This is a genomic window from Reyranella sp., from assembly GCF_017305915.1.
Classification (GTDB): domain Bacteria; phylum Pseudomonadota; class Alphaproteobacteria; order Reyranellales; family Reyranellaceae; genus Reyranella.
This window is the reverse complement of the sequence record NZ_JAFKJN010000024.1, coordinates 1-19,014: the sequence shown is the minus strand read 5'-3', so window position 1 is coordinate 19,014 and position 19,014 is coordinate 1. Positions and strand designations below refer to the sequence as shown.

Here is a 19,014-nt window from a genome sequence, read left to right as displayed (position 1 = left end):
GGCCCCATATGATGCCCTGACTTGACGACGATGCCTTCAACCGCCGCGGCCGACCGCGCTACCGCCACGTCGGCGCGCGCCACCTTCCGTCGCCTGCCGCTGATCGTGGCCCTGGCGCTGGCCTTCGCGTCGCTCGCGTTGATCTCGGGCATCGCCTACATCGCGGTGCTAACCGGCGCCACCGGCACCGCCGAGCGGCTGCTGGTCGACCAGGCGGCCAGCGTGATCGACCGCCAGATCGCCATGGTGAAGAGCCGGCTCGATCCGGTGGGCGAGCAGCTCGAGCTGGTGGCCAGCCTGGCGGCCGCGGGCCGCATCGACGTCGATTCGCCGGTCGCGGTGCGCGAGGCGTTGGCGGTGATGATGCAGCACGTGCCGACCGTGTCGGTCGCCGCCTTCGGCACGCTCGACCTGCAGCTCCATCGCGCCGTGCGCCATCCCGACGGCGCGATTACCCGCGACACCGTCCCGCTGACCGAGCTGCGGCGCGGGCTGGAGCGCTTCCGCGAGCTGCAGACCTCGCAGCGGACCTTCTGGGGCGACCTCTACTGGAGCGAGTCGCTGAAGCAGCCGGTGCTGAACGTGCGCACGCCGGTGCGGCGCATCGACGATGCCTTCATCGGCGGCCTGGTCGCCACGGTGACCCTGGGCCAGCTTTCCGAGCTGATCACCGACCCGGCGCACGGCGGCGATCCGAACCAGTTCATCATCGTCAACAACGACAAGGTGCTGGCGCATCGCCTGCTGGTCGATCCGGTCCGCTTCGGCCTGACCGAGGACAAGCCGCTGCCGACGCTGCGGCAGCTCGGCGATCCGGTGCTGGCCAAGATCTGGGATCCGCCGGTGCGCAGCCCGCGGATCGATCGCGCGCTCGGCAAGCTCGGCCACGTCGTCGAGGCCGACGGCCATCGCTGGGTGTTCGTCTATCGCGAGGTCAGGGGCTACGGGCCGCAGCCCTGGCTGGTCGGCCAGTATTTCCCGATCGAGCGCGCCACCGCCGACCTCGACAAGCTGACCAACGGCGCGATCGTCGGCGCCGTGACGCTGGCGGCGGCGCTGATCCTCGCGCTGTTCATGGGGCTGCGCATGGCGCGCTCGATCCGCACCATCACCACCGCCGCCGAGGCGATCGAGCGGCTGGAGTTCGACCAGCCGATGCACAGGCGCTCGCGGCTGCGCGAGATCGACGACGCCGCCGGCAGCCTCGACAAGGCGCGCACCGCGCTGCGCTGGTTCGGCCACTACGTGCCGCAGCGCCTGGTGCGCCGCCTGATGGAGCAGGGCGCGGACGGCGTCGCCTCGCGGCGCACCGACCTCACGGTGATGTTCACCGACATCGTGGCGTTCACGCCACAGGCCGAGCACCTGCCCGAGCACGAGACCGCGGCGCTGCTCAACCACCATTTCGCCCTGCTCGGCGCCTGCATCGAGCGCGAGCACGGCATCATCGACAAGTACATCGGCGATTCGGTGATGGCGATCTGGGGACCGCTGGCCGGCTCGCCCGACCACGCCGGGGCGGCGATTCGCGCCGCGCTCGCGATCGCCAAGGTGATCCGCGAGGACAACCGGATGCGCCACGCCGACGGCAAGCCGCCGATCCGGCTGCGCATCGGTCTGCATTCGGGGTCGGCGGTGATCGGCAATATCGGTGCGCCCGGCCGCATCAACTACACCGTGATCGGCGACGCGGTGAACGTGGCGCAGCGCTTCGAGCAGCTCGGCAAGGTGTACATGCGGCCGGACGAGGACGTCATCGTGCTGGTGAGCGGCGCCACCATCGCTGCCGTCCACGACAAGAGCGCGCTCGGCATCGAGCTGCCGGCACCCGAGCTGCGCCGGGTCAGGGGCCACGCCCAGCCGGTCGAGGTCTACCGGCTGGTCTGAGGCTGGGCTAAGCTCTCGGGCCATGTGGATCCGCAATGCCTGGTACGTCGCGGCCTGGACGCAGGAGATCGAGCCCGGCCGCATCCATGCCCGCACCATCGTCGACCAGCCGCTGGTGCTGTTCCGCACGTCCGACGGCACGATCGTAGCCCTGGAGGACCGCTGCCCGCACCGCTTCGCACCGCTGTCGCTGGGCCGGCTCGAGGGCGATGCGCTGCGCTGCATGTATCACGGGCTGAAGTTCGCGCCCGACGGCAGGTGCATCGAGATCCCCGGCCAGAAGCTGATCCCGCAAAGCGCCTGCGTGCGCCGCTTCCCGCTGCAGGTGGTCGGAAGCTGGGTGTGGGTCTGGATGGGCGAGGCCGACAAGGCCGATGCGGCGGCGATCCCGCCAACCCTGGCGCTCGACGATCCGGGCTATCGGCTGCAGGCCGGCCAGCTCGACTACGACGCGCACTACCTGCTGATCGACGACAACCTGCTCGACCTTTCGCATCTTTCCTTCACGCACGAGAAGACGCTCGGCATGGACATGCCGCAGTGGGCCGACCTCCGGCCGCGCATGTCGCCGATCGATCGCGGCCTGCGCTTCGAGCGCTGGCACACCGGCCATCGTCCGCGCGGCTTCATGAAGAGGCTGGGCGAGACGGTCGATGTCTGGACGAGCTACGACTTCCTGTTCCCCGGCATCTTCCTGCAGCGCACGGCGTTCTTTCCGGCCGGCACCGCCGAGGCGAGCGGGCTCAAGGCGCCACAGGCCGAGCCGCTGTTCTATCGCGTCGACGAGCAGGCGGTGACGCCGGTCACCGGCCGCACCTCGCGCTATTTCTACGCCGTCGGCACGCGGGCGCGGGACATCGATCCCGACAAGCTCGAGCGGCTCTACGCCGTGACCACGACCGCGTTCCACGAGGACAAGCGCATCATCGAAGCGCAGCAGAAGCTGATCGACCTCGAGCCCGGCCGCGCCATGCTGCCGACCAGCCTCGACGCCGGCCCGACTCAGTTCAGGAAGCTGGTCGAGGCGATGGGGGCGGCGGGATGACGCCTGAAATTGGAAGCGCGCGGGGCCCTGGCGTTCGCGCTTTGCGCGACCGGCGCCCGCAGGGCGCCTACGCCTACGGGCCCGCCTGACGTAGCGCTGCTGCGCAGCGCTACGTCAAAGGCGGCATCACATGCTTGGCGTAGGCCGGCCGCGCCTTCAGCCGCTCGTACCACGCCTTCACGTTCTTGAGGTCGGGCCGCTCGACATCGAGCGCGTACCAGCGGTGCACGAAGCAGCCGACCGGGATGTCGCCCATGGTGAGATGCCCACCCGCCACGTACTGCCGGCCCGCGAGCTTCTGGTCGAGCCGGCCCCACAGCTTGCCGGCATCGGCCGCGGCCTTCTTGATCGCCGCCATGTCGCGCTTCTCCGGCGGCGTGCGCACCAGGCCCCAGAAGATCACCCGCATCGCCTCGGAGAGGGTCGAGAGCTGCCAGTCCATCCAGCGGTCTGCCTCGCTCCTCTGCCCCGGATCGTTCGGCCACAGCGTGCCCGCGGCATAGCGGGCGGCGAGATAGCGCACACAACTGTTGCTCTCCCAGATGATGCGGCCGCCGTCGTCGATGGTCGGCACGACGCCGTTGGGGTTCATGTCGAGGTACCATTTCTGGTCGTTGCCGCCGAACTGCAGCCCGACATTCTCGCGGTCGTACTTCAGCCCGCATTCGTCGGCGCACCACAGCACCTTCATGACATTGATCGAATTGGCCCGGCCCCAGATCTTCATGCCCGTATCTCCTTGGCGTAGGGCCCGACTGTAGCGAAAATTGTCATCCCGAGCGAAGCGAGGGATCTATGCTGAGGCCTCATAGGTCCCTCGCTGCGCTCGGGATGACACGGTGCTCGTCGCTCAATCGGTCTAATGCGCCGCCGCCCAGTTGGCGCCGACGCCGGTCTCGACGACCAGCGGCACCGAGAGCGCGGCGGCGCTTTCCATCACTTTGCGCGCGACGCCCTTGATCGCGTCGACTTCCTTGTCGGGGACCTCGAACAGCAGCTCGTCGTGCACCTGCAGCAGCATGCGGCCCTCGAGATGGGCGTCCTTCAGGGCCGGCGGCAGGCGGATCATGGCGCGCTTGATGATATCGGCGGCGCCGCCCTGCAGCGGCGCGTTGATCGCCGCGCGCTCGGAGAAGGCGCGCATGCCCTGGTTCTTGTCGTTGATGTGCTTGAGGTGGATCTTGCGGCCGAACGGCGTCTTCACGTAGCCATTCTTGCGCGCGTACTCCTTGGTCCGCTCCATGTAGTCGCGGATGCCGGGATAGCGCTGGAAGTACTTGGCGATGTAGTCGCGCGCCTCGGGCTGGCCGATGCCGAGCTGGTTGGCGAGGCCGAAGGCCGAGATGCCGTAGATGATGCCGAAGTTGATCGCCTTGGCACGGCGGCGCACCAGCGGGTCCATGCCCTTGACCGGCAGGCCGAACATCTCCGAGGCGGTGATGGCATGGATGTCGTCGCCGCGCGCGAAGGCGTCCTTGAGCTGCACGATCTCGGCGACGTGCGCCAGCAGCCTGAGCTCGATCTGCGAATAGTCGGCGCTGACCAGCTTGTGGCCCTTCTCGGCGATGAAGGCCTCGCGGATCTTGCGGCCCTCCTCGGTGCGCACCGGGATGTTCTGCAGGTTGGGCTCGGTCGAGGCGAGCCGGCCGGTCGCCGCGCCGGTCATCATGTAGGAGGTGTGGATGCGGCCGGTCCGGGCGTCCAATTCGCGCACCAGCGCATCGGTGTAGGTGCCCTTGAGCTTGGCGATCTGGCGGTGCTCGAGGATCTTCACCGGCAGCGCGTGCCCTTGCGCCGCGAGCTCGTCGAGGATCGAGGCGTCGGTCGACCAGGCGCCGGTCTTGCTGCGCCGGCCGCCCGGCAGCTTCTGCTCGTCGAACAGGATCTCGCCGAGCTGCTTGGGCGAGCCGACATTGAACTCGCGGCCGGCGAGCTTGTGGATCTCGAGCTCGAGCTCGCCGAGCCGCTTCTCGAAGTCGGCGCTGAGCCTCCTGAGCAGCGTGGCGTCGACCTTGACGCCCGCCTGCTCCATGCCGAGCAGCACCGCCATCAGCGGCCGTTCGATGGTCTCGTACATGCCGACCATGCGCTCGGCGGCGAGCCGCGGCTTCAGCTTCGCCCAGAGCTGCGAGATCGTGTCGGCGCTGCCGGCGGCATATTCGCGGGCGCGCTCGATCGGCACCTTGTCGAAACTCACCCGCTTGGCGCCCGAGCCGGCGACGTCGGAGACCTTCACCATCGGCCGGTCGAGCTCCCGCTCGGCGAGATCCTCCAGCGCATGGCCGTGCTTGCCGCCATCGAGCACGAAGGACAGCAGCATCGTGTCGTCGACCGGCGCCAGCCGGATGCCGTGCTGCTCGAGCACCTCGAGGTCGGCCTTGAGGTCGTGGCCGACCTTGAGCACGCCCGGGTCTTCGAGCAGCGGCTTCAGCTTCCCGATCGCGGTCTTCGCCGCCAGTTGGTCGGGCAACAGCGCGCCGGCGCCGTCCGCCTTGCCGGCCCCGCCCAGATCGAGCGCGCCCTGGGCTTCGCCGGGCGCGCGATGGCCGATCGGCAGATAGGCTGCGCGCCGGCGCCCCGAGTTGACGTTGCCCCACGGTCCGTCGAGCAGCGCGAACGACAGGCCGACCAGCCCGGCCTCGGCGCTCTCGAGATCGACGCTGACGACGCCCGCCTTGGTCGCTTCGGCGATCCATTCGTCGAGCGCCGCCTCGGTGCGGATGGTCTCGTAGTCTTCCGCCGTGAAGGGTTTGTTGGATTTGGGCCGCGTCGCCGGCGCCGGGCGCTGGGCTTCGGGCATCTGCGGTGCCGGCGTGACGGAAGCCATCGCCGCGACCGGCGCGGTCGCTTCCCCCAGCTCCTTGGCGTACTTGGCGACCAGCGTCTTGAAGCCCTGCTTTTCCAGCCACGGCAGCAGCACGTTGGGGTCGGGCTTGCGCTTGTCGAAGGAGTCCGGATCGGCGGGGGCCGGCACGTCGTCCCGGAGCGTCACCAGCTGCTTGGAGATGCGCGCCAGCTCGGCATTGTTCTGCAGGGCCTCGCGCCGCTTGGGCTGCTTGATCTCGCCGGCCCGCGCGAGCAGCGTCTCGAGGTCGCCGTACTCGGCGAGGAGCTGGGCCGCGGTCTTGACGCCGATGCCCGGCACGCCGGGCACGTTGTCGGTCGAATCGCCGGCCAGCGCCTGGACGTCGATCACCTTGTCCGGCGTGACGCCGAACTTCTCCATCACCGCCTCGGGCCCGAGCTTGATCTTCTTGATCGGGTCCATCATCTCGACACCCGGCCGGATGAGCTGCATCAGGTCCTTGTCGGACGACACGATGGTGCAGGTGCCGCCGGCCTCGAGCGCCAGCCGCGCATAGGTCGCGATCAGGTCGTCGGCCTCGTAGCCCTTGAGCTCGCAGACCGTGACGTTGAACGCCTTGGCCGCCTCGCGGATCAGCGGGAACTGCGGGATCAGGTCCTCCGGCGGCTCGGAGCGATTGGCCTTGTACTGGTCGTAGATCTCGTTGCGGAAGGTCGTGCCGCTGGCGTCGAGGATCATCGCGACGTGGTCGACCTCGGGCTTGTCGAGGATGTCGGCGGCCAGCATGCGGCAGAAGCCGTAGACGGCGTTGACCGGCGTGCCGTCGGGCCGGTTCATCGGCGGCAGCGCGTGGAAGGCGCGGAACAGGTAGCCCGAGCCGTCGACCAGGTAGAGGTTCTTGATCGGCTTGTCGTCCGCCGCCTCAGCTGGAGTGGGGGCGGCTGCCGGCGCGGGCGCCGCGGATGCCTTGGATTTCGCCATGCGCCAAGGTCTAGCACGGGCCAAAGGGCCGCAGCGAGGCGGCTTGCGCCGGGTTTCCCACCGCCTTATACCCGCATCGTCATTGGGGAGTAGCCGGCCTCACCCCAGAGGCGGAAGGGTCAACAAACTAGGTCTTCGGACCTTGGTCCTTTCGGCATCCGTGCTTGGCGAGACCTTTGGCTTGCATGCGTTGAAAACCCGCGGGATCGGGCGGCGCGTGCGGCCAACGGTACGCGCCCGCTCGATCCCCGTATGTGACGCCCCATGGAAGCCTTCCTCGTCTCCGCCGGCCTCGTGGCGATCGCCGAAATCGGCGACAAGACCCAGCTTCTGGCGATGCTGCTCGCCACCCGCTACCGCAAGCCGGTGCCGATCATCCTCGGCATCCTGGTCGCGACCTTGGCGAATCACGCGATCGCGGCATCGGTCGGTGCCGCCGTGGCGGCGTGGCTCGGACCCAATGCGATGCGCTGGATCGTCGGTGTGCTGTTCATCGTCATGGCCGGCTGGGCGCTGATCCCGGACAAGGAGGACGAGGGGCCCAAGGCCTCCAGCCATGTCGGCGCCTTCCTCGCCACGACCATCGCCTTCTTCCTGGTCGAGATCGGCGACAAGACCCAGATCGCCACCGTGGCGCTGGCCGCGCGCTTCCACGACATCGCGATCGTCACGGCCGGCACGACCGTCGGCATGATGCTGGCCAACGTGCCGGCGGTGCTGGGCGGCGACCTGCTGGCGCGCAAGATCCCGCTCAAGCTGGTGCGCATCTGCGCCGCCGCCTCGTTCGTCGTGCTGGGGGCGGCAGTGTTGCTCTGGGGTTAACTAGGCGAGCCGGGCGATGAAGCGCACCGCCTCGGCAGGGGCCTGGGCCGTGCTGGTGACGGCGGCGGCATAGACCGTCGTCAGATCGCAGCCGGGTGGCAGGGGGCCGGCCAGCACGATGCCTGGCGTCGCGCGGATCTCGGTCTCCTGGGTGCAGCCGATCGGCCGCCGCGCCGTCGAGGCGGCGAGCGCGCGCATGGCGGTGTTGCCGTTGGGCGCCAGTTTCAGCCGGCCCTGGACGCGGTCCCAGATGCCGAGCTCACGCATCACCTTGGCGAAGTGGATGCCGGCGGTTGCCAGGGCCGGATCGGGGAAGTGGATCTCGTCGGCGTCGCTCAGGGCCGCCGCCAGCCCGGCCTTGTCGGCGATGGCGGGCAGGGGATCGCGCGCGCACCGCGACCGCCGTGGCGACCCGCGCGACGTCGGCCATCGTGCCCGCCACGACATGGCCGCTCTGGGCCAGGCCCTCGACCAGGGCGCGGCTCAGGATGACGATGTCGGCCGGCTCGCCCGCGAGCAGCTTGTCGCGCATGGCGCCGACGGCGCTGAACGTGCCCTCGATCTCGAAGCCATCCTTCGCCGTCTCGACCAGGGACTGGGCGGCGCCGCCCGCCAGGATACGGAGCGCCATTCACTGCACCTTGGCGCCGGACACCTCGACGACCTTGCGCCACTTCTCGATGTCCTTCTGCAGGAAGGCGCCGAAGGCGTCGGGCGTCATGGTCATCGGCACCGCGCCCTGCTTGGCCCAGGCGTCGCGGATGCCGGGCTTGGCCACCGCCTTGCCGATCTCGGCGTTGAGGCGGTCGACGATTTCCTTGGGCGTGCCGGCGGGCGCCATGATGCCCAGCCAGATCGTCGCCTCGTAGCCCGGGACGCCCGCCTCGGCGACGGTCGGCACGTCGGGCAGGATGGTCGAGCGTTTGTCGCCGGTGGTGCCGAGCGCGCGCACGTGGCCGGCCTCGACGCTGCCCTTCATGGTGGTGACGGCGTCGAACATCATCTGGACGTGGCCGCCCAGCACGTCGTTGCGCGCCTCGCCGCTGCTCTTGTGCGGCACGTGCAGGATGTCGGTGCCGCTCATCGCTTTGAACAGCTCGCCGGCCATGTGATAGGGCGTGCCCGGCCCCGATGAGGCGTAGGAGAGCTTGCCCGGATCTTTCTTGGCGAGCGCGATGAACTCCTGCAGCGTCTTGGCCGGCACCGAGGGATGCACCACCATCACCAGGTCGGACGAATTGACCGGCGCGACCGGCGTCAGGTCCTTCATCAGCGTGTAGGGCTTGTTGGAGAGCAGCGTCTCGTTGGTGGTGTGGGTGTTGCTCATCATCAAGAGCGTGTAGCCGTCGGGCGCGGCTTTCGCGACGACGTCGGTCCCGATCACCGCGCCCGCGCCGGGCTTGTTGTCGATCACGAACTGCCGCTTGAAGACCTCGGTCAGCTCCTGGCCGATGACGCGCGCATAGACGTCGGCCGGCCCGCCGGGGCCGAACGGCACGACGATGCGCACCGGTTTGGTCGGCCAGCTCTGCGCCATGGCGGGCAGCACGAAGGTCGCAGCTGCGATCGCGAGGCCGAGTCTGGTCACCCAACGCATTTTCTTCTCCCTGTCAGACGGCGGTCGTTTTGATGTCGATCCTGGACGAAAGCGTACGGTGCACCGGACACTGATCCGCGATCTCCAGCAAACGTGACCGCTGCTCGGCATCGAGCGCGCCGACCACCTCGATCTCGCGCTCGATGTGGTCGATCTTCGCCGTCGGCTTCTCGCAGTCGGCGCAATCCTCGGCATGGACCTTGGAATGGCGCAGCCGCACCACGACCTGGGCGAGTGGCCACTTCTTGCGGCTCGCATACATGTGCAGGGTCATCGAGGTGCAGGCGCCGAGCGACATCAGCAGGAACTCGTAGGGGCCGGGGCCGACATCGTTGCCGCCGACCGCCTTGGGCTCGTCGGCCAGCAGCGTGTGGCGGCCGTTCAGCAGCATCTGCTCGAAGGCGCCGTTCCCGGTGGAGGACACCACCACCGTTCCGCCCAGCGTCCGGGTCTGCAGGGCCGCGGTATCGCGCCGGGTCTCGTTCTCAGCCATAGTGCCTCCTCGATCGGAGGCGCGATGGTAGCAGAATGCCTGCGCGTCCGACGCCGGAGGAAGCAGTGTAATGGACAGCGTTGGGCCGCGCGATGCAGCGCTTCGCGCGTCGGAGTCGGGCAGCGGCGGCGTCGATAGCCGCGCCTCGTGGCGGATGGCGTGGCTGGTGCTCGCCATCCTCTCGGTGTCCTACGCTTCTCCGCTGCTAATCGTGGTCGGCATGAAGCCGATGCAGGAGGCGCTCGGCACCGAGCGTTCGGTGCTGGCGCTCGCGGGATCCCTGGTCTGGGTCGGCACCGGCTCGGGCGGCATCCTGATGGGCTGGCTGGCCGACCGCATCGGCCTGCGCCGCACCGTCAGCATCGGCGCCGTCATGATCGCGGGCGGGCTGGCGCTGTCGTCACTGGGTTCGATCTGGGCGCTCTATGTCGGCCATGCGCTGCTGGGCTTCCTCGGCAACGGCGGCGTCTATCCGCCGCTGCTGGTCTATGTCAGCCGCTGGTTCGAGCGCCGCCGAGGTGCCGCTATCGCGCTGATCTCCTCCGGCCAGTACGTCGCGGGCGTCGTGTGGCCGGCTGTCTTCGAGCGCGGCATGACGACGTTCGGCTGGCAGCCGGTGATGCTGGTGTTCGGCGTGTTCGCTCTCGGCTTCATCCTGCCCGCGATCTACTTCCTCAAGGAGCCGCCGAAGCCGCCGCCGGTGGCGGCGCGCCATGCGGCGTCGGCCTCGGGCGGGCGGCCCAAGGTCGCCGGCTTCCCGCCCAACGTGGCGCAGGCGCTGCTTTGCCTCGCCGGCTTCTTCTGCTGCATCCCGATGTCGATCCCGTCGGCGCACATCGTCGCCTTCTGCGGCGACATCGGCATCAAGCCGACGCATGGCGCGGCGATGCTGTCGCTGATGCTGGGTTGCGCCTTCCTGGCGCGGCAGGCCTGGGGCTCGCTGGCCGACCGCATCGGCGGCCTGCGCACGGTGATGGCGGGCTCGGCTTGCCAGGCGGTGGCGATCGCCTTGTTCCTGCTCACCCAGGACGAGGTCGGGCTGTTCGCGGTGTCGGCCGCGTTCGGCCTGGGCTTCGCCGGCATCATCCCGTCCTACAGCGTGGCGGTCCGCGATCTCTTTCCGGCTTCGGAAGCCGCGTGGCGCATGCCGCTCACCCTGTTCACGGCGATGAGCGGCATGGCGTTCGGCAGCTGGTTCGCCGGCGCGCTCTACGACCACTTCGGCTACTACGCGCCGGCCTTCGGCATCGCCGTGATCTTCAACCTCCTGAACCTCACCATCATCAGCTTCCTGGTGTGGCGCACCGGCGGCACCGGCCGCACGCTGGTCTGGCCAACCGCGCGGCCCGTGGCATAGTCCGCGGCATGATCACCGGCGGATGTCTGTGCGGCGCCCTGCGCTATCGCGCCGAGGGCGAGCCCAAGCTGCAGGGCCTGTGCCATTGCCGCAATTGCCAGCGGCTCGGCGGCGGCGGCCATGTCGGCTGGCTGTGCTTCGACGAGGCTGCCGGCACGATCGAGGGCCCGACGCGTGCCTATGCCACGACCGGCGGTAGCGGCCGTACGGCGACACGCCATGCCTGCCCGACCTGCCAGAGCATCGTCTACGGCACCGCTGAGGCCATGCCGGGCCTGACCAACTTCTATGCGGGCTCGCTCGACGACACGTCGCTGTTCAAGCCGACGATGGCGATCTTCACCCGCAGCCGCCCGGCCTGGGACGACAGCTCGCGCGGCCTCACGTGCTACGAGACGGTGCCGTTGCGCTGACACAAGTTCAAACGTGTTCTCATCAAGTTCGTCGGCATCCATGCGGAATACGATCGCATAGACCCGGAGACCGTACGATGATCAGCCGCCCTATCCGCACCGAGGCCGAGTACAAAGAGGCGCTGGCCGAGATCGAGCAGTACTTCGATCGTGAGCCGAAGGAGAACACGGCGGAAGCCGATCGGTTCGATCTGCCGACGCTCCTGATTGAGGCCTACGAGGAACGGCATCATCCGATCGGACCGCCGCATCCCATCGAGATGATCCGGCATCGCATGCGAACCGCGGGCTACACCCAGGCCGACCTTGCCGATGATCTGGAAGCTCAGTCGGCAATGGAAGATTCCAGCCGAGGCTCTGGTATCTCCCTATCGGTTGGCGGGCGAAAGCCGCCGACGGGCTCGGTCGCGAAGCGCGGGCCGTAAAGCCGCCTGACTAACCTCCGACCGTCTGCGCCGGTCGCCAGCGCAGGAGATAGGCCTGCAGCCGGCGCACCAGCGCCGACAGGATGACGCCGGCGATCATCAGCACGAACACCGCGACCATCATGCCGGCGGCCTCGCCGCGGGCCTCGGCCTCGATGATCATGCGGCCGATGCCGTGCTCGGCGCCGATGAACTCGCCGACGATCACGCCGATCAGCGAGAACGAGATGGCCGGCGACAGCGAGGCGAACAGCCAGGCCATGGTCGAGGGCACGATCACCGTGCGCGTGACCTGCCATTCGCTGGCGCCAAGCAGACGCGAGGCGTTGATATGGTCGCGGTCGACCGAGCGGGCGCCCTCGAAGGTGTTGAAGAACACCAGGAACACCACGACCAGCCAGGCCGTCACGACCTTGGAAGCGTCGCCGATGCCGAAGGCCAGGATGATGATCGGCGCCAGCGCAATGCGCGGGATCGAGTTGAAGGCGGTGATGTAGGGATAGAAGATCTGGCTCAGCCGATTGGACCGGCCGAGCAGCAGGCCGAGCACGAAGCCCGAGCTGACGCCCGTGAGGAAGCCCCACAGCGTGTTCTTCAGCGTGACGAAGGTCGCGATCCAGAGGTTGTTCTCCGACCGGCTCATGCATTTGGCGAAGGCGCCGTCGACGCCGAAGGTCCAGTTGCCGTCGCGGCCGACCAGGCAGCTCATCGACAGGAACTGTTGGAAGATCACCGATGGCCTGGAGACGAAGTAGGGATCGAGCAGGTCGGGGATCAGCCACGGCAGCCGCTCGTGCAGGTTCCAGCCCCATTCCCACAGCGCCAGCGCGCCGAGGCCGATGAGGATCTGCCAGAAGAGGGTGGAGGCGCGCCTCATGTGCTGCGGCTCATGTGCTTCGACTCCGGGCGAATTCCTCGCCCAGCGAATGCCAGACCTTGGAGAACAGCTCGGCATACTGCCGGGTCTCGCGCAGCGCCACGGCATCGCGCGGGCGCGGGAAGTCGACCCGGAAATCCTGCTTCACCCGGCCGGGCCGCGCCGACAGCAGGATGATGCGGTCGGCCAGGGTCAGCGCCTCGCCGAGATCGTGGGTGACGAACAGCACGGTCTGGCGCTGGCGCTCCCACAGTCCGAGCAGCACCGAATGCATGTCGAGCTTGGTGTGGGTGTCGAGCGCGCCGAACGGCTCGTCCATCAGCAGGATCTCGGGGTTCGAGATCAGGGTGCGCATCAGCGACACCCGCTGACGCATGCCGCCCGACAGCGACGCCGGGTAGAAGCGCGCGAAGCCGTCGAGGCCGGCCTGGTGGATCGCCTCGGCGACCCGCGTGCGGCGCTCGCCGATCGGCACGCCGGCGAGCTCGAGCGAGTAGCCGATATTGTCCTCGACGGTGCGCCAGGGGAACAGCGTGTCCTTCTGGAAGACGTAGCCGACATGGCGCACCGGCTTGCCGAAGCTGACCGGCGCGCCGTCGACCTTGATGGTGCCGCCGGTGGGCGCGATCAGCGTCGCCACCATGTTCAAGATGGTGCTCTTGCCACAGCCCGACGGGCCGAGCAGCGCGACGAACTCGCCGTCGTCGATGCGGAACGACGCATCGTCGACCGCCACAACCTCACGCCCGTTGGCGAGAAAGTCCTTGCGAAGCCCGTTTATCTCGATACGGCAGCGAACGTCAGGCGGGGTACTTGGCATGCGCCGCCTTGAGGAACTTGTCGGCGACGGCATCTTCCATCTTGATCGGCTTCAGGCCGGTGAGCTCGCCGTACCAGACCTTCTCGCCACGCGCCCAGTTCTCCGCGGGGATCAGGCCGTTCCAGTCGCCGACGTCCTTGAGCTCGCCGATCTCGAGCAGGTTGGCATCGTGAGAGGTCGAGCCGACGAAGGGCTCGATGGCGGCCAGGACGTTCTCCGGGCTGTTGGCCTTGATCCATTGCACGGCGCGCCAGGCGGCGTTGGTGAAGGCCTGCACCTTCTCCGGCTCCTTCTCGATGGTGGCGGCGAGACAGAAGTTGGCGTTCACCGGCACCGGGCCGCCGATCACCGAGTTCCAGGTCTTCTCGTCGCTCGGCGCATAGATCACCTTGCCCCAGCCGTTCTTCTCGGCCTCGGTCACCACCGAGATGGCGCTCGACAGCAAGTCGATCTGCTTGGTCTTGAGCGTGCCCAGCATGGTGTCGACGTTGCCGACGCCGACCCAGGTCACCTTGTCGGCCAGCCCCATGCTCTCCATGAAATAGTGCGACCACAGATGCGAGGTACCGCCGAGCGAGGAAACGCCCAAGATCGCCCGCTTGCCGTCGGGCCGCTTCCAGGCCGCGTACTTCTGCACGGTGTCGACGCCCTGGTCGAACAGGTCCTTGCGGATGGCGAAGCGCACGCCGGGCGCGCGCTGGTCGAGCGCCATCAGCGCGCGGGTCGCGCGGCCGTTCTTGTTGAGCTGCAGCACGTGCTGGATGTCGGCGATCGCGAAGTCGCCCTGGCGTGAGGCCAGGATCTCGCGGGTCTTCACGCCCGAGCCGCCCTGGATCAGCTTGAAGTCGTAGCCTTCGTCCTTGAGGAAGCCCTTCGCCTGGGCGACGAACATGACCTCATAAGTCGGCACCGCCACCGGATAGACACCCGAGCCGGTCTTGCCCTGGGCCCGCGCGCCGAACGCGGCCAGCCCGGCCGCCGACGCCGCCACGCACACGATCTCGCGGCGCCTGATCACAAAAGCCATGCGTACGCTCCGTCCGTCGCTTCCTCTCGCGCGGCGGCTCTTGGCGGCGGCTCACGCGGGCGCCACCCCATCACCTTTCGGCGCGGGCGACAACAGAGTCATTGCGGCTGCGGACCGAACGCCCGCAGACCGGAAGTTATTGCTGCTGCTGTTCCTGGCCCCAGCCCTTCTTCTCGGCGTCGAAGAAGGAGGCGAAGACCTTGCGGATGGTGCTCTCGGCGATGTCACGGGTGATGAACACCACGCGGCTCTTGCGGTCGTCACCCTCGGGCCACGCTTCAAGCGTCGCCGGCGGGTGGAAGACGTGCTGCACGCCGTGGATCACCACCGGCTTGTCGGTGTCCTTGACGTTCAGGATGCCCTTCATGCGCAGCAGGTCGGGGCCGCGATAGGTCACCAGCGCGTCGAACGCCGCCGCCACCGTCGCCCAGCTCATCGGCTCGTCGAAGGTCATGCAGAACGCCTTGATGCGATCGTCGTGGCGGTTGACGTTGTGCGGGTCCTGCTCGCCGTGGCCGTGCTCGTGTCCATGGCCATGATCGTGGCCGTGCCCATGGTGGTGATGGCCGTGGCCATGGTCGTGGCTGCCCTCGTAGGCTTCCTCGTGCAGCCAGCGCTTGACGTCGGCGGTCTTGGTGTCGGGATTGTAGAGGCCGGCATTGAGGATCTGGTTGGGATCGATCTCGCCGGCTGAGATCGACACCGAGGGCGCGCCGGGATTGAGGTGCTGCAGGCGGTGCTTCAGCTCGTCGAGCTTGGGCGCGTCGGCGATGTCGACCTTGGTCAGCAGCAGCCGGTCGGCGACCGCGGCCTGCTTCACCGCTTCCTCGTGGTTGTCGAGCGTGCTGGCGCCGTTGACGCCGTCGACCGTCGTCACCACGCCGTCGAGGCGATAGCGCGAGGCGAGCAGGGGATCGGTCATCAGGGTGTGCAGGATCGGCGCCGGATCGGCGAGGCCTGTGGTCTCGACCACCATGCGCTTGAACGGCGTCACCTCGCCCTTGGAGCGCTTGAGGAACAGCTCGCTCATGGTGCGCACCAGGTCGCCGCGCACGGTGCAGCACAGGCAGCCCGAGTTCAGCGTCACCATGCCGTCCTCGTTCGACTTCTCTACCAGCAGATGGTCGAGGCCGATCTCGCCGAACTCGTTGATGATCACCGCGGTGTCGGCAAGCTCGGGCCGGCGCAGCAGCTTGTTGAGCAGGGTGGTCTTGCCGCTGCCCAGGAAGCCGGTCAGCACGGTCACGGGGATGCGTTCTTCGGCGGCGGTCTGCGTGTTGCTCATCGTCACTCCGTTGGTGTCCGCCAGAACCGCTCGGCCTTGCTGAACTTCTTCCAGGCCCGCTCGACCTTGCGGCGGCGGTCCTTCTCGCCGCCCTCGGACTGCTTGGCGAGCTTGCGCAGCGGCTTGGCGACGTCTTCCGTCGGGCGGGCCGCGACGGCGATGTCGTCCAGCATATGGGCCGCCACCACGCGATCGTTCAGGGTGCCGAGCGCGCCCTGCAGGCGCACTGTCGCCTCGATATAGGCCTTCGTCGCCTTCGAATCAAAAGGGACCGCCGAAAAGGCGGGCTGCAGGAAGGCCGCCGCGTAGCGCTGCTTCTTGATCGCGATGCGCAACTTGTGCAGGTCCTCGTCGTCGAGGCTCTTGAGATGCCGTCCGCGCTGCTCGACCTTGGCGTGGCGCTTGTCCAGCACCACGCGGCCGAAGGCGTCGAGCCGGCCGGCTTCGGCCGGCGCTTCCCGGACGAAGCCGGTGAGCTGGCCTTCGAAGGCGTTGTAGCGCGCGCCCGACAGCGCCGAGCGCGCCCGCTCGAGGTGCGTGCGGGCGAGCCGCGTGGCGATGCGCCGGACGAGCGGCGGCACGTCCTCGACCGTCTCGGTCAGGAAGACGTGCAGGTCGCGCGCCGGCGCGCATTCGCCGGCCAGCCACTTGGCTTCGGCCGCCATCGACCGCACCAGGCGGCCCGCGTTCGGGCTGACGGCGCCGCGGAACAGGGTCAGGACGGCGCGCAGCCGGCGCAGCGCCACCCGCGTCTGATGGATGCCGATGGCCTTGCGCGTGGACAGCACCACGGCGCGGTATTTCAGGAGATCGGCCTGGCACTCTGCCACGATCTGCCGCAACGCCCGGTCGGGCGGGGTATCGGGGGCCAGGGTGAACGGCATGCAGGGCGAAACCTACCCGGGCGCCGCCGCCGGGCAACCGCAAAGAACGGCAGTCTTATTAACCTTTTGTGACGGAGGCGAATTTCGCCGGCCGGCCGGGGGGTTAGCAGCGTTTTCGGGGTGGCGGCGCGCGTCTCCGGTGGCCTAGAGTCGCGCCATGAGTATCGATGCGGCTGCCTTCAAGACGGGCATGCGCCACCTCGCGGCGAGCGTCACCCTGATCACCACCCGCCACCGCGAGCTGCGCGGCGGGCTCACCGCCACGGCGGTCTGCTCGGTTTCGGCCGATCCGCCGCAGCTTCTGGTCTGCGTCAACAAGTCCGCCTCGGCCCACGACCCGATCGGCGAGGCCGGCTTCTTCTGCGTCAACGTCCTGGCGCCCGGCCATCGCAAGATCGCCGAGCGCTTCGCCGGCATGGACGGGGTCGAGGGCGACGAGCGCTTCACCGACATGGGCGAATGGTCGAGCCTGTCGACCGGCGCGCCGGTGCTCAAGGGCTGCCCGGTGTCGTTCGACTGCCGGCTGGTGACCAGGGTCCCGGCCGGCACGCACACCATTTATATCGGCGAGATCGTCGACCTGACGCTCGATCCCGAGGCGCACGCGCTGCTCTATTGCGACGGCAACTTCGTGCACAGCGAGTTGCTGAAGAAGGCGCTGCAGGCCGCCTAGGCGGCCAGCCGAGGCGATGGCCGAGGTCGTCTCTCTTCTGCGGCGTGCGACACGCGACCTGTCGCCCGCCTATTTCGCCATGGTGATGGCGACCGGCATCGTGTCGATCGCCGCACATCTCTACGACATGCCGGCGGTGGCCGAGATCCTGTTTGCCGGCAATGTCGTGGCCTACCTCGTGCTGCTGGCGCTGACCGGTCTGCGCCTGCTGTGGCATCCGCGCGCCTTCTTCGCCGACATCGCCGACCATCAGCGCGGACCGGGCAACCTCACGCTGGTCGCAGGCTCCTGCGTGCTCGGCAGCCAGTTCGTGATGATCGCCGGGGACCCGGCCATCGCGACGCTGCTGTGGGCCGTCTCGGTCGTGCTCTGGGTCGTGCTGACCTACGGCATCTTCGCCGCCCTGTCGGTGAAGCGAGACAAGCCCAGCCTGGCGCAGGGCATCAACGGCGGCTGGCTGCTCGCGGTCGTGTCGACCCAGGCGATCGCGGTGCTGGCGGCGCTGATCGCGCCGCACTGGCCGCAGCCCCACCGGCTCGAGCTCAATTTCCTCGCGCTGTCGATGTGGCTGTGGGGCGGTATGCTCTACATCTGGATGGCGGCGCTGATCTTCTATCGCTACGTCTTCTTCGATTTCGCGCCGGGCGATCTGTCGCCGCCCTACTGGATCAACATGGGCGCCATGGCGATCTCGACGCTGGCGGGCGCGCTGCTGATCCTGAATGCCCCCGACGCTCCGTTCCTGCAGTCGGTGCTGCCGTTCGTGCGTGGCTTCACCATCTTCTACTGGGCCACGGGGAGCTGGTGGATCCCGATGCTGGTCGTGCTCGCCCTGTGGCGCTACGTCATGCGGCGCTTTCCGCTGCGCTACGACCCGCTCTACTGGGGCGCCGTGTTTCCGCTCGGCATGTACACGGTGGCGACCTGGCAGATGGCGCGCGCGCTCGATCTTCCCTTCCTCGATCCGGTCCCGCACGTCTTCGCCTACCTGGCGCTGCTGGCCTGGACGGCGGCCTTCGCGGGCCTCGTCGGCACGCTGTGGACCGGCCTGCGCCGGCCGGCCGGGGCGGCCTAGACTCCGCGGCCCTTTGGCTCGGCGGCACAAGCCACCATGTTGCGCGCCCGCCGAGTAGGGGCGCAGCCAAGCGGTAAGACAGAGGATTTGATTAGGCTATAGGTTACGCGAGCGAATCCGTTCCGCTAGGGACCTGCATCGCCTCGTGCAGACTGACGTCGCCTTTAGAAAAGCGTGGGTTGGGATCGCGACGGCCGAGGTGATTTAGGAAGAGCAGCATACTGTGACCATTCGAAGACTGCCTTCGCTCTGAAGAAGCTTGATGAGGCTATCCCGGCTTTTTCGCTCTGCACCGTTTATGCCATTGCCGACGATTGCGTTGACAAAAGTCCTCGCGCATTCAGACTTGTCGTTTTCCCATTCCTCCCTCCAAGCGTCCTGAGCCAGATCGATCTCATCTGACCTGCCCCTGGGTTTTCGGGCCATCGATTAGTTGAGAGACTGGCCTCCGCGAGGAGGCAGGATGAAGAAGTCGAGGTTCACGGAAGAGCAGATCGTATCGATCTTGCGGGAGACGGATCGGGACACGGTGCCGGTGGTATCGAAG

18 protein-coding genes, 1 pseudogene and 1 riboswitch are annotated in these 19,014 nt (G+C 68.1%); of the genes and pseudogenes, 8 read left to right on the top strand and 11 right to left on the bottom strand.

Annotated features, from left to right (window positions below):
* The first annotated feature begins 30 nt into the window (after window positions 1-30).
* Both J0J01_RS23090 and J0J01_RS23085 read left to right on the top strand, forming a co-directional pair.
* Window positions 31-1,887 (top strand): adenylate/guanylate cyclase domain-containing protein, encoded by a 1,857-nt coding sequence (locus tag J0J01_RS23090; protein WP_296385187.1) that lies wholly within the window; start codon window positions 31-33, stop codon window positions 1,885-1,887.
* Between the two features lie 22 nt (window positions 1,888-1,909).
* Window positions 1,910-2,932 (top strand): aromatic ring-hydroxylating dioxygenase subunit alpha, encoded by a 1,023-nt coding sequence (locus J0J01_RS23085; protein ID WP_296384985.1) that lies wholly within the window; start codon window positions 1,910-1,912, stop codon window positions 2,930-2,932.
* A 109-nt stretch (window positions 2,933-3,041) separates the two neighbouring features.
* On the opposite strand, the gene J0J01_RS23080 is transcribed toward J0J01_RS23085, so the two are convergent.
* Together J0J01_RS23080 and polA are read right to left on the bottom strand one after the other, a co-directional pair.
* Window positions 3,042-3,659, bottom strand: a complete 618-nt coding sequence (locus tag J0J01_RS23080; RefSeq protein ID WP_296384984.1) for a glutathione S-transferase — start codon at window positions 3,657-3,659, stop codon at window positions 3,042-3,044.
* Window positions 3,660-3,791: 132 nt separating this feature from the next.
* Window positions 3,792-6,719: a DNA polymerase I gene (polA, locus tag J0J01_RS23075; RefSeq protein WP_296384982.1), complete on the bottom strand. Its 2,928-nt coding sequence runs from the start codon at window positions 6,717-6,719 to the stop codon at window positions 3,792-3,794.
* Between the two features lie 72 nt (window positions 6,720-6,791).
* Window positions 6,792-6,968, top strand: a riboswitch (yybP-ykoY riboswitch).
* 15 nt (window positions 6,969-6,983) lie between these two features.
* Between polA and J0J01_RS23070 the strand changes: the two genes are divergently transcribed.
* The gene (locus J0J01_RS23070; RefSeq protein ID WP_296384980.1) at window positions 6,984-7,541 is read left to right on the top strand and encodes a TMEM165/GDT1 family protein; all 558 of its coding nucleotides are present in this window, start codon (window positions 6,984-6,986) and stop codon (window positions 7,539-7,541) included.
* Here the strand turns inward: J0J01_RS23070 and J0J01_RS23065 are convergent, their stop codons facing one another.
* The 4 genes and pseudogenes from J0J01_RS23065 to J0J01_RS23050 form a co-directional block, all read right to left on the bottom strand.
* Complete coding sequence (locus tag J0J01_RS23065; RefSeq protein ID WP_296385184.1) at window positions 7,542-7,862, bottom strand: substrate-binding domain-containing protein; 321 nt, start codon at window positions 7,860-7,862, stop codon at window positions 7,542-7,544.
* The gene (locus tag J0J01_RS23060) at window positions 7,801-8,172 is read right to left on the bottom strand and encodes a substrate-binding domain-containing protein (RefSeq protein WP_296385191.1); all 372 of its coding nucleotides are present in this window, start codon (window positions 8,170-8,172) and stop codon (window positions 7,801-7,803) included. The genes J0J01_RS23065 and J0J01_RS23060 overlap by 62 nt, the downstream gene beginning before the upstream one ends.
* Entirely contained in the window at window positions 8,173-9,138 is a 966-nt protein-coding gene (locus tag J0J01_RS23055; protein ID WP_296384978.1) for a tripartite tricarboxylate transporter substrate binding protein, read from the bottom strand.
* 13 nt (window positions 9,139-9,151) lie between these two features.
* Window positions 9,152-9,538, bottom strand: a pseudogene (locus J0J01_RS23050) (OsmC family protein); the annotation flags it as partial.
* Between the two features lie 163 nt (window positions 9,539-9,701).
* On the opposite strand from J0J01_RS23050, the gene J0J01_RS23045 reads away from it, so the two are divergent.
* From J0J01_RS23045 to J0J01_RS23035, 3 genes are all read left to right on the top strand, one after another.
* Entirely contained in the window at window positions 9,702-10,988 is a 1,287-nt protein-coding gene (locus J0J01_RS23045; protein ID WP_296384976.1) for an MFS transporter, read from the top strand.
* Between the two features lie 8 nt (window positions 10,989-10,996).
* The gene (locus tag J0J01_RS23040) at window positions 10,997-11,401 is read left to right on the top strand and encodes a GFA family protein (RefSeq protein WP_296384974.1); all 405 of its coding nucleotides are present in this window, start codon (window positions 10,997-10,999) and stop codon (window positions 11,399-11,401) included.
* A 77-nt stretch (window positions 11,402-11,478) separates the two neighbouring features.
* Window positions 11,479-11,826 carry an XRE family transcriptional regulator gene (locus J0J01_RS23035; protein ID WP_296384973.1) on the top strand — a complete coding sequence of 116 codons (348 nt, stop codon included), beginning with the start codon at window positions 11,479-11,481 and terminating at the stop codon, window positions 11,824-11,826.
* 10 nt (window positions 11,827-11,836) lie between these two features.
* Here the strand turns inward: J0J01_RS23035 and J0J01_RS23030 are convergent, their stop codons facing one another.
* From J0J01_RS23030 to J0J01_RS23010, 5 genes are all read right to left on the bottom strand, one after another.
* Window positions 11,837-12,703 carry an ABC transporter permease gene (locus J0J01_RS23030; RefSeq protein ID WP_296384971.1) on the bottom strand — a complete coding sequence of 289 codons (867 nt, stop codon included), beginning with the start codon at window positions 12,701-12,703 and terminating at the stop codon, window positions 11,837-11,839.
* A 10-nt stretch (window positions 12,704-12,713) separates the two neighbouring features.
* Window positions 12,714-13,439, bottom strand: a complete 726-nt coding sequence (locus J0J01_RS23025) for an ABC transporter ATP-binding protein (RefSeq protein ID WP_296384970.1) — start codon at window positions 13,437-13,439, stop codon at window positions 12,714-12,716.
* 64 nt (window positions 13,440-13,503) lie between these two features.
* Window positions 13,504-14,550, bottom strand: coding sequence for an ABC transporter substrate-binding protein (locus J0J01_RS23020; protein WP_296384968.1), 1,047 nt, complete (start codon window positions 14,548-14,550; stop codon window positions 13,504-13,506).
* A 136-nt stretch (window positions 14,551-14,686) separates the two neighbouring features.
* Window positions 14,687-15,835, bottom strand: coding sequence for a GTP-binding protein (locus tag J0J01_RS23015; protein ID WP_296384966.1), 1,149 nt, complete (start codon window positions 15,833-15,835; stop codon window positions 14,687-14,689).
* 2 nt (window positions 15,836-15,837) lie between these two features.
* Window positions 15,838-16,719 (bottom strand): CHAD domain-containing protein, encoded by an 882-nt coding sequence (locus tag J0J01_RS23010; RefSeq protein ID WP_296384965.1) that lies wholly within the window; start codon window positions 16,717-16,719, stop codon window positions 15,838-15,840.
* Between the two features lie 157 nt (window positions 16,720-16,876).
* Here J0J01_RS23010 and J0J01_RS23005 point away from each other — a divergent pair, with 157 nt between their 5' ends.
* Complete coding sequence (locus tag J0J01_RS23005; RefSeq protein ID WP_296384964.1) at window positions 16,877-17,392, top strand: flavin reductase family protein; 516 nt, start codon at window positions 16,877-16,879, stop codon at window positions 17,390-17,392.
* 16 nt (window positions 17,393-17,408) lie between these two features.
* Window positions 17,409-18,467, top strand: a complete 1,059-nt coding sequence (locus J0J01_RS23000) for a tellurite resistance/C4-dicarboxylate transporter family protein (RefSeq protein ID WP_296384962.1) — start codon at window positions 17,409-17,411, stop codon at window positions 18,465-18,467.
* Window positions 18,468-19,014: the final 547 nt, after the last annotated feature.

Bases quoted from the DNA above. Each gene is read 5' to 3' on its own strand.
- J0J01_RS23090 (WP_296385187.1), top strand. From the start codon at position 31: ATGCCTTCAACCGCCGCGGCCGACCGCGCTACCGCCACGTCGGCGCGC.
- J0J01_RS23085 (WP_296384985.1), top strand. From the start codon at position 1,910: ATGTGGATCCGCAATGCCTGGTACGTCGCGGCCTGGACGCAGGAGATC.
- J0J01_RS23080 (WP_296384984.1), bottom strand. From the start codon at position 3,659: ATGAAGATCTGGGGCCGGGCCAATTCGATCAATGTCATGAAGGTGCTG.
- polA (WP_296384982.1), bottom strand. From the start codon at position 6,719: ATGGCGAAATCCAAGGCATCCGCGGCGCCCGCGCCGGCAGCCGCCCCC.
- J0J01_RS23070 (WP_296384980.1), top strand. From the start codon at position 6,984: ATGGAAGCCTTCCTCGTCTCCGCCGGCCTCGTGGCGATCGCCGAAATC.
- J0J01_RS23060 (WP_296385191.1), bottom strand. From the start codon at position 8,172: ATGGCGCTCCGTATCCTGGCGGGCGGCGCCGCCCAGTCCCTGGTCGAG.
- J0J01_RS23055 (WP_296384978.1), bottom strand. From the start codon at position 9,138: ATGCGTTGGGTGACCAGACTCGGCCTCGCGATCGCAGCTGCGACCTTC.
- J0J01_RS23045 (WP_296384976.1), top strand. From the start codon at position 9,702: ATGGACAGCGTTGGGCCGCGCGATGCAGCGCTTCGCGCGTCGGAGTCG.
- J0J01_RS23040 (WP_296384974.1), top strand. From the start codon at position 10,997: ATGATCACCGGCGGATGTCTGTGCGGCGCCCTGCGCTATCGCGCCGAG.
- J0J01_RS23035 (WP_296384973.1), top strand. From the start codon at position 11,479: ATGATCAGCCGCCCTATCCGCACCGAGGCCGAGTACAAAGAGGCGCTG.
- J0J01_RS23030 (WP_296384971.1), bottom strand. From the start codon at position 12,703: ATGAGGCGCGCCTCCACCCTCTTCTGGCAGATCCTCATCGGCCTCGGC.
- J0J01_RS23020 (WP_296384968.1), bottom strand. From the start codon at position 14,550: ATGGCTTTTGTGATCAGGCGCCGCGAGATCGTGTGCGTGGCGGCGTCG.
- J0J01_RS23015 (WP_296384966.1), bottom strand. From the start codon at position 15,835: ATGAGCAACACGCAGACCGCCGCCGAAGAACGCATCCCCGTGACCGTG.
- J0J01_RS23010 (WP_296384965.1), bottom strand. From the start codon at position 16,719: ATGCCGTTCACCCTGGCCCCCGATACCCCGCCCGACCGGGCGTTGCGG.
- J0J01_RS23005 (WP_296384964.1), top strand. From the start codon at position 16,877: ATGAGTATCGATGCGGCTGCCTTCAAGACGGGCATGCGCCACCTCGCG.
- J0J01_RS23000 (WP_296384962.1), top strand. From the start codon at position 17,409: ATGGCCGAGGTCGTCTCTCTTCTGCGGCGTGCGACACGCGACCTGTCG.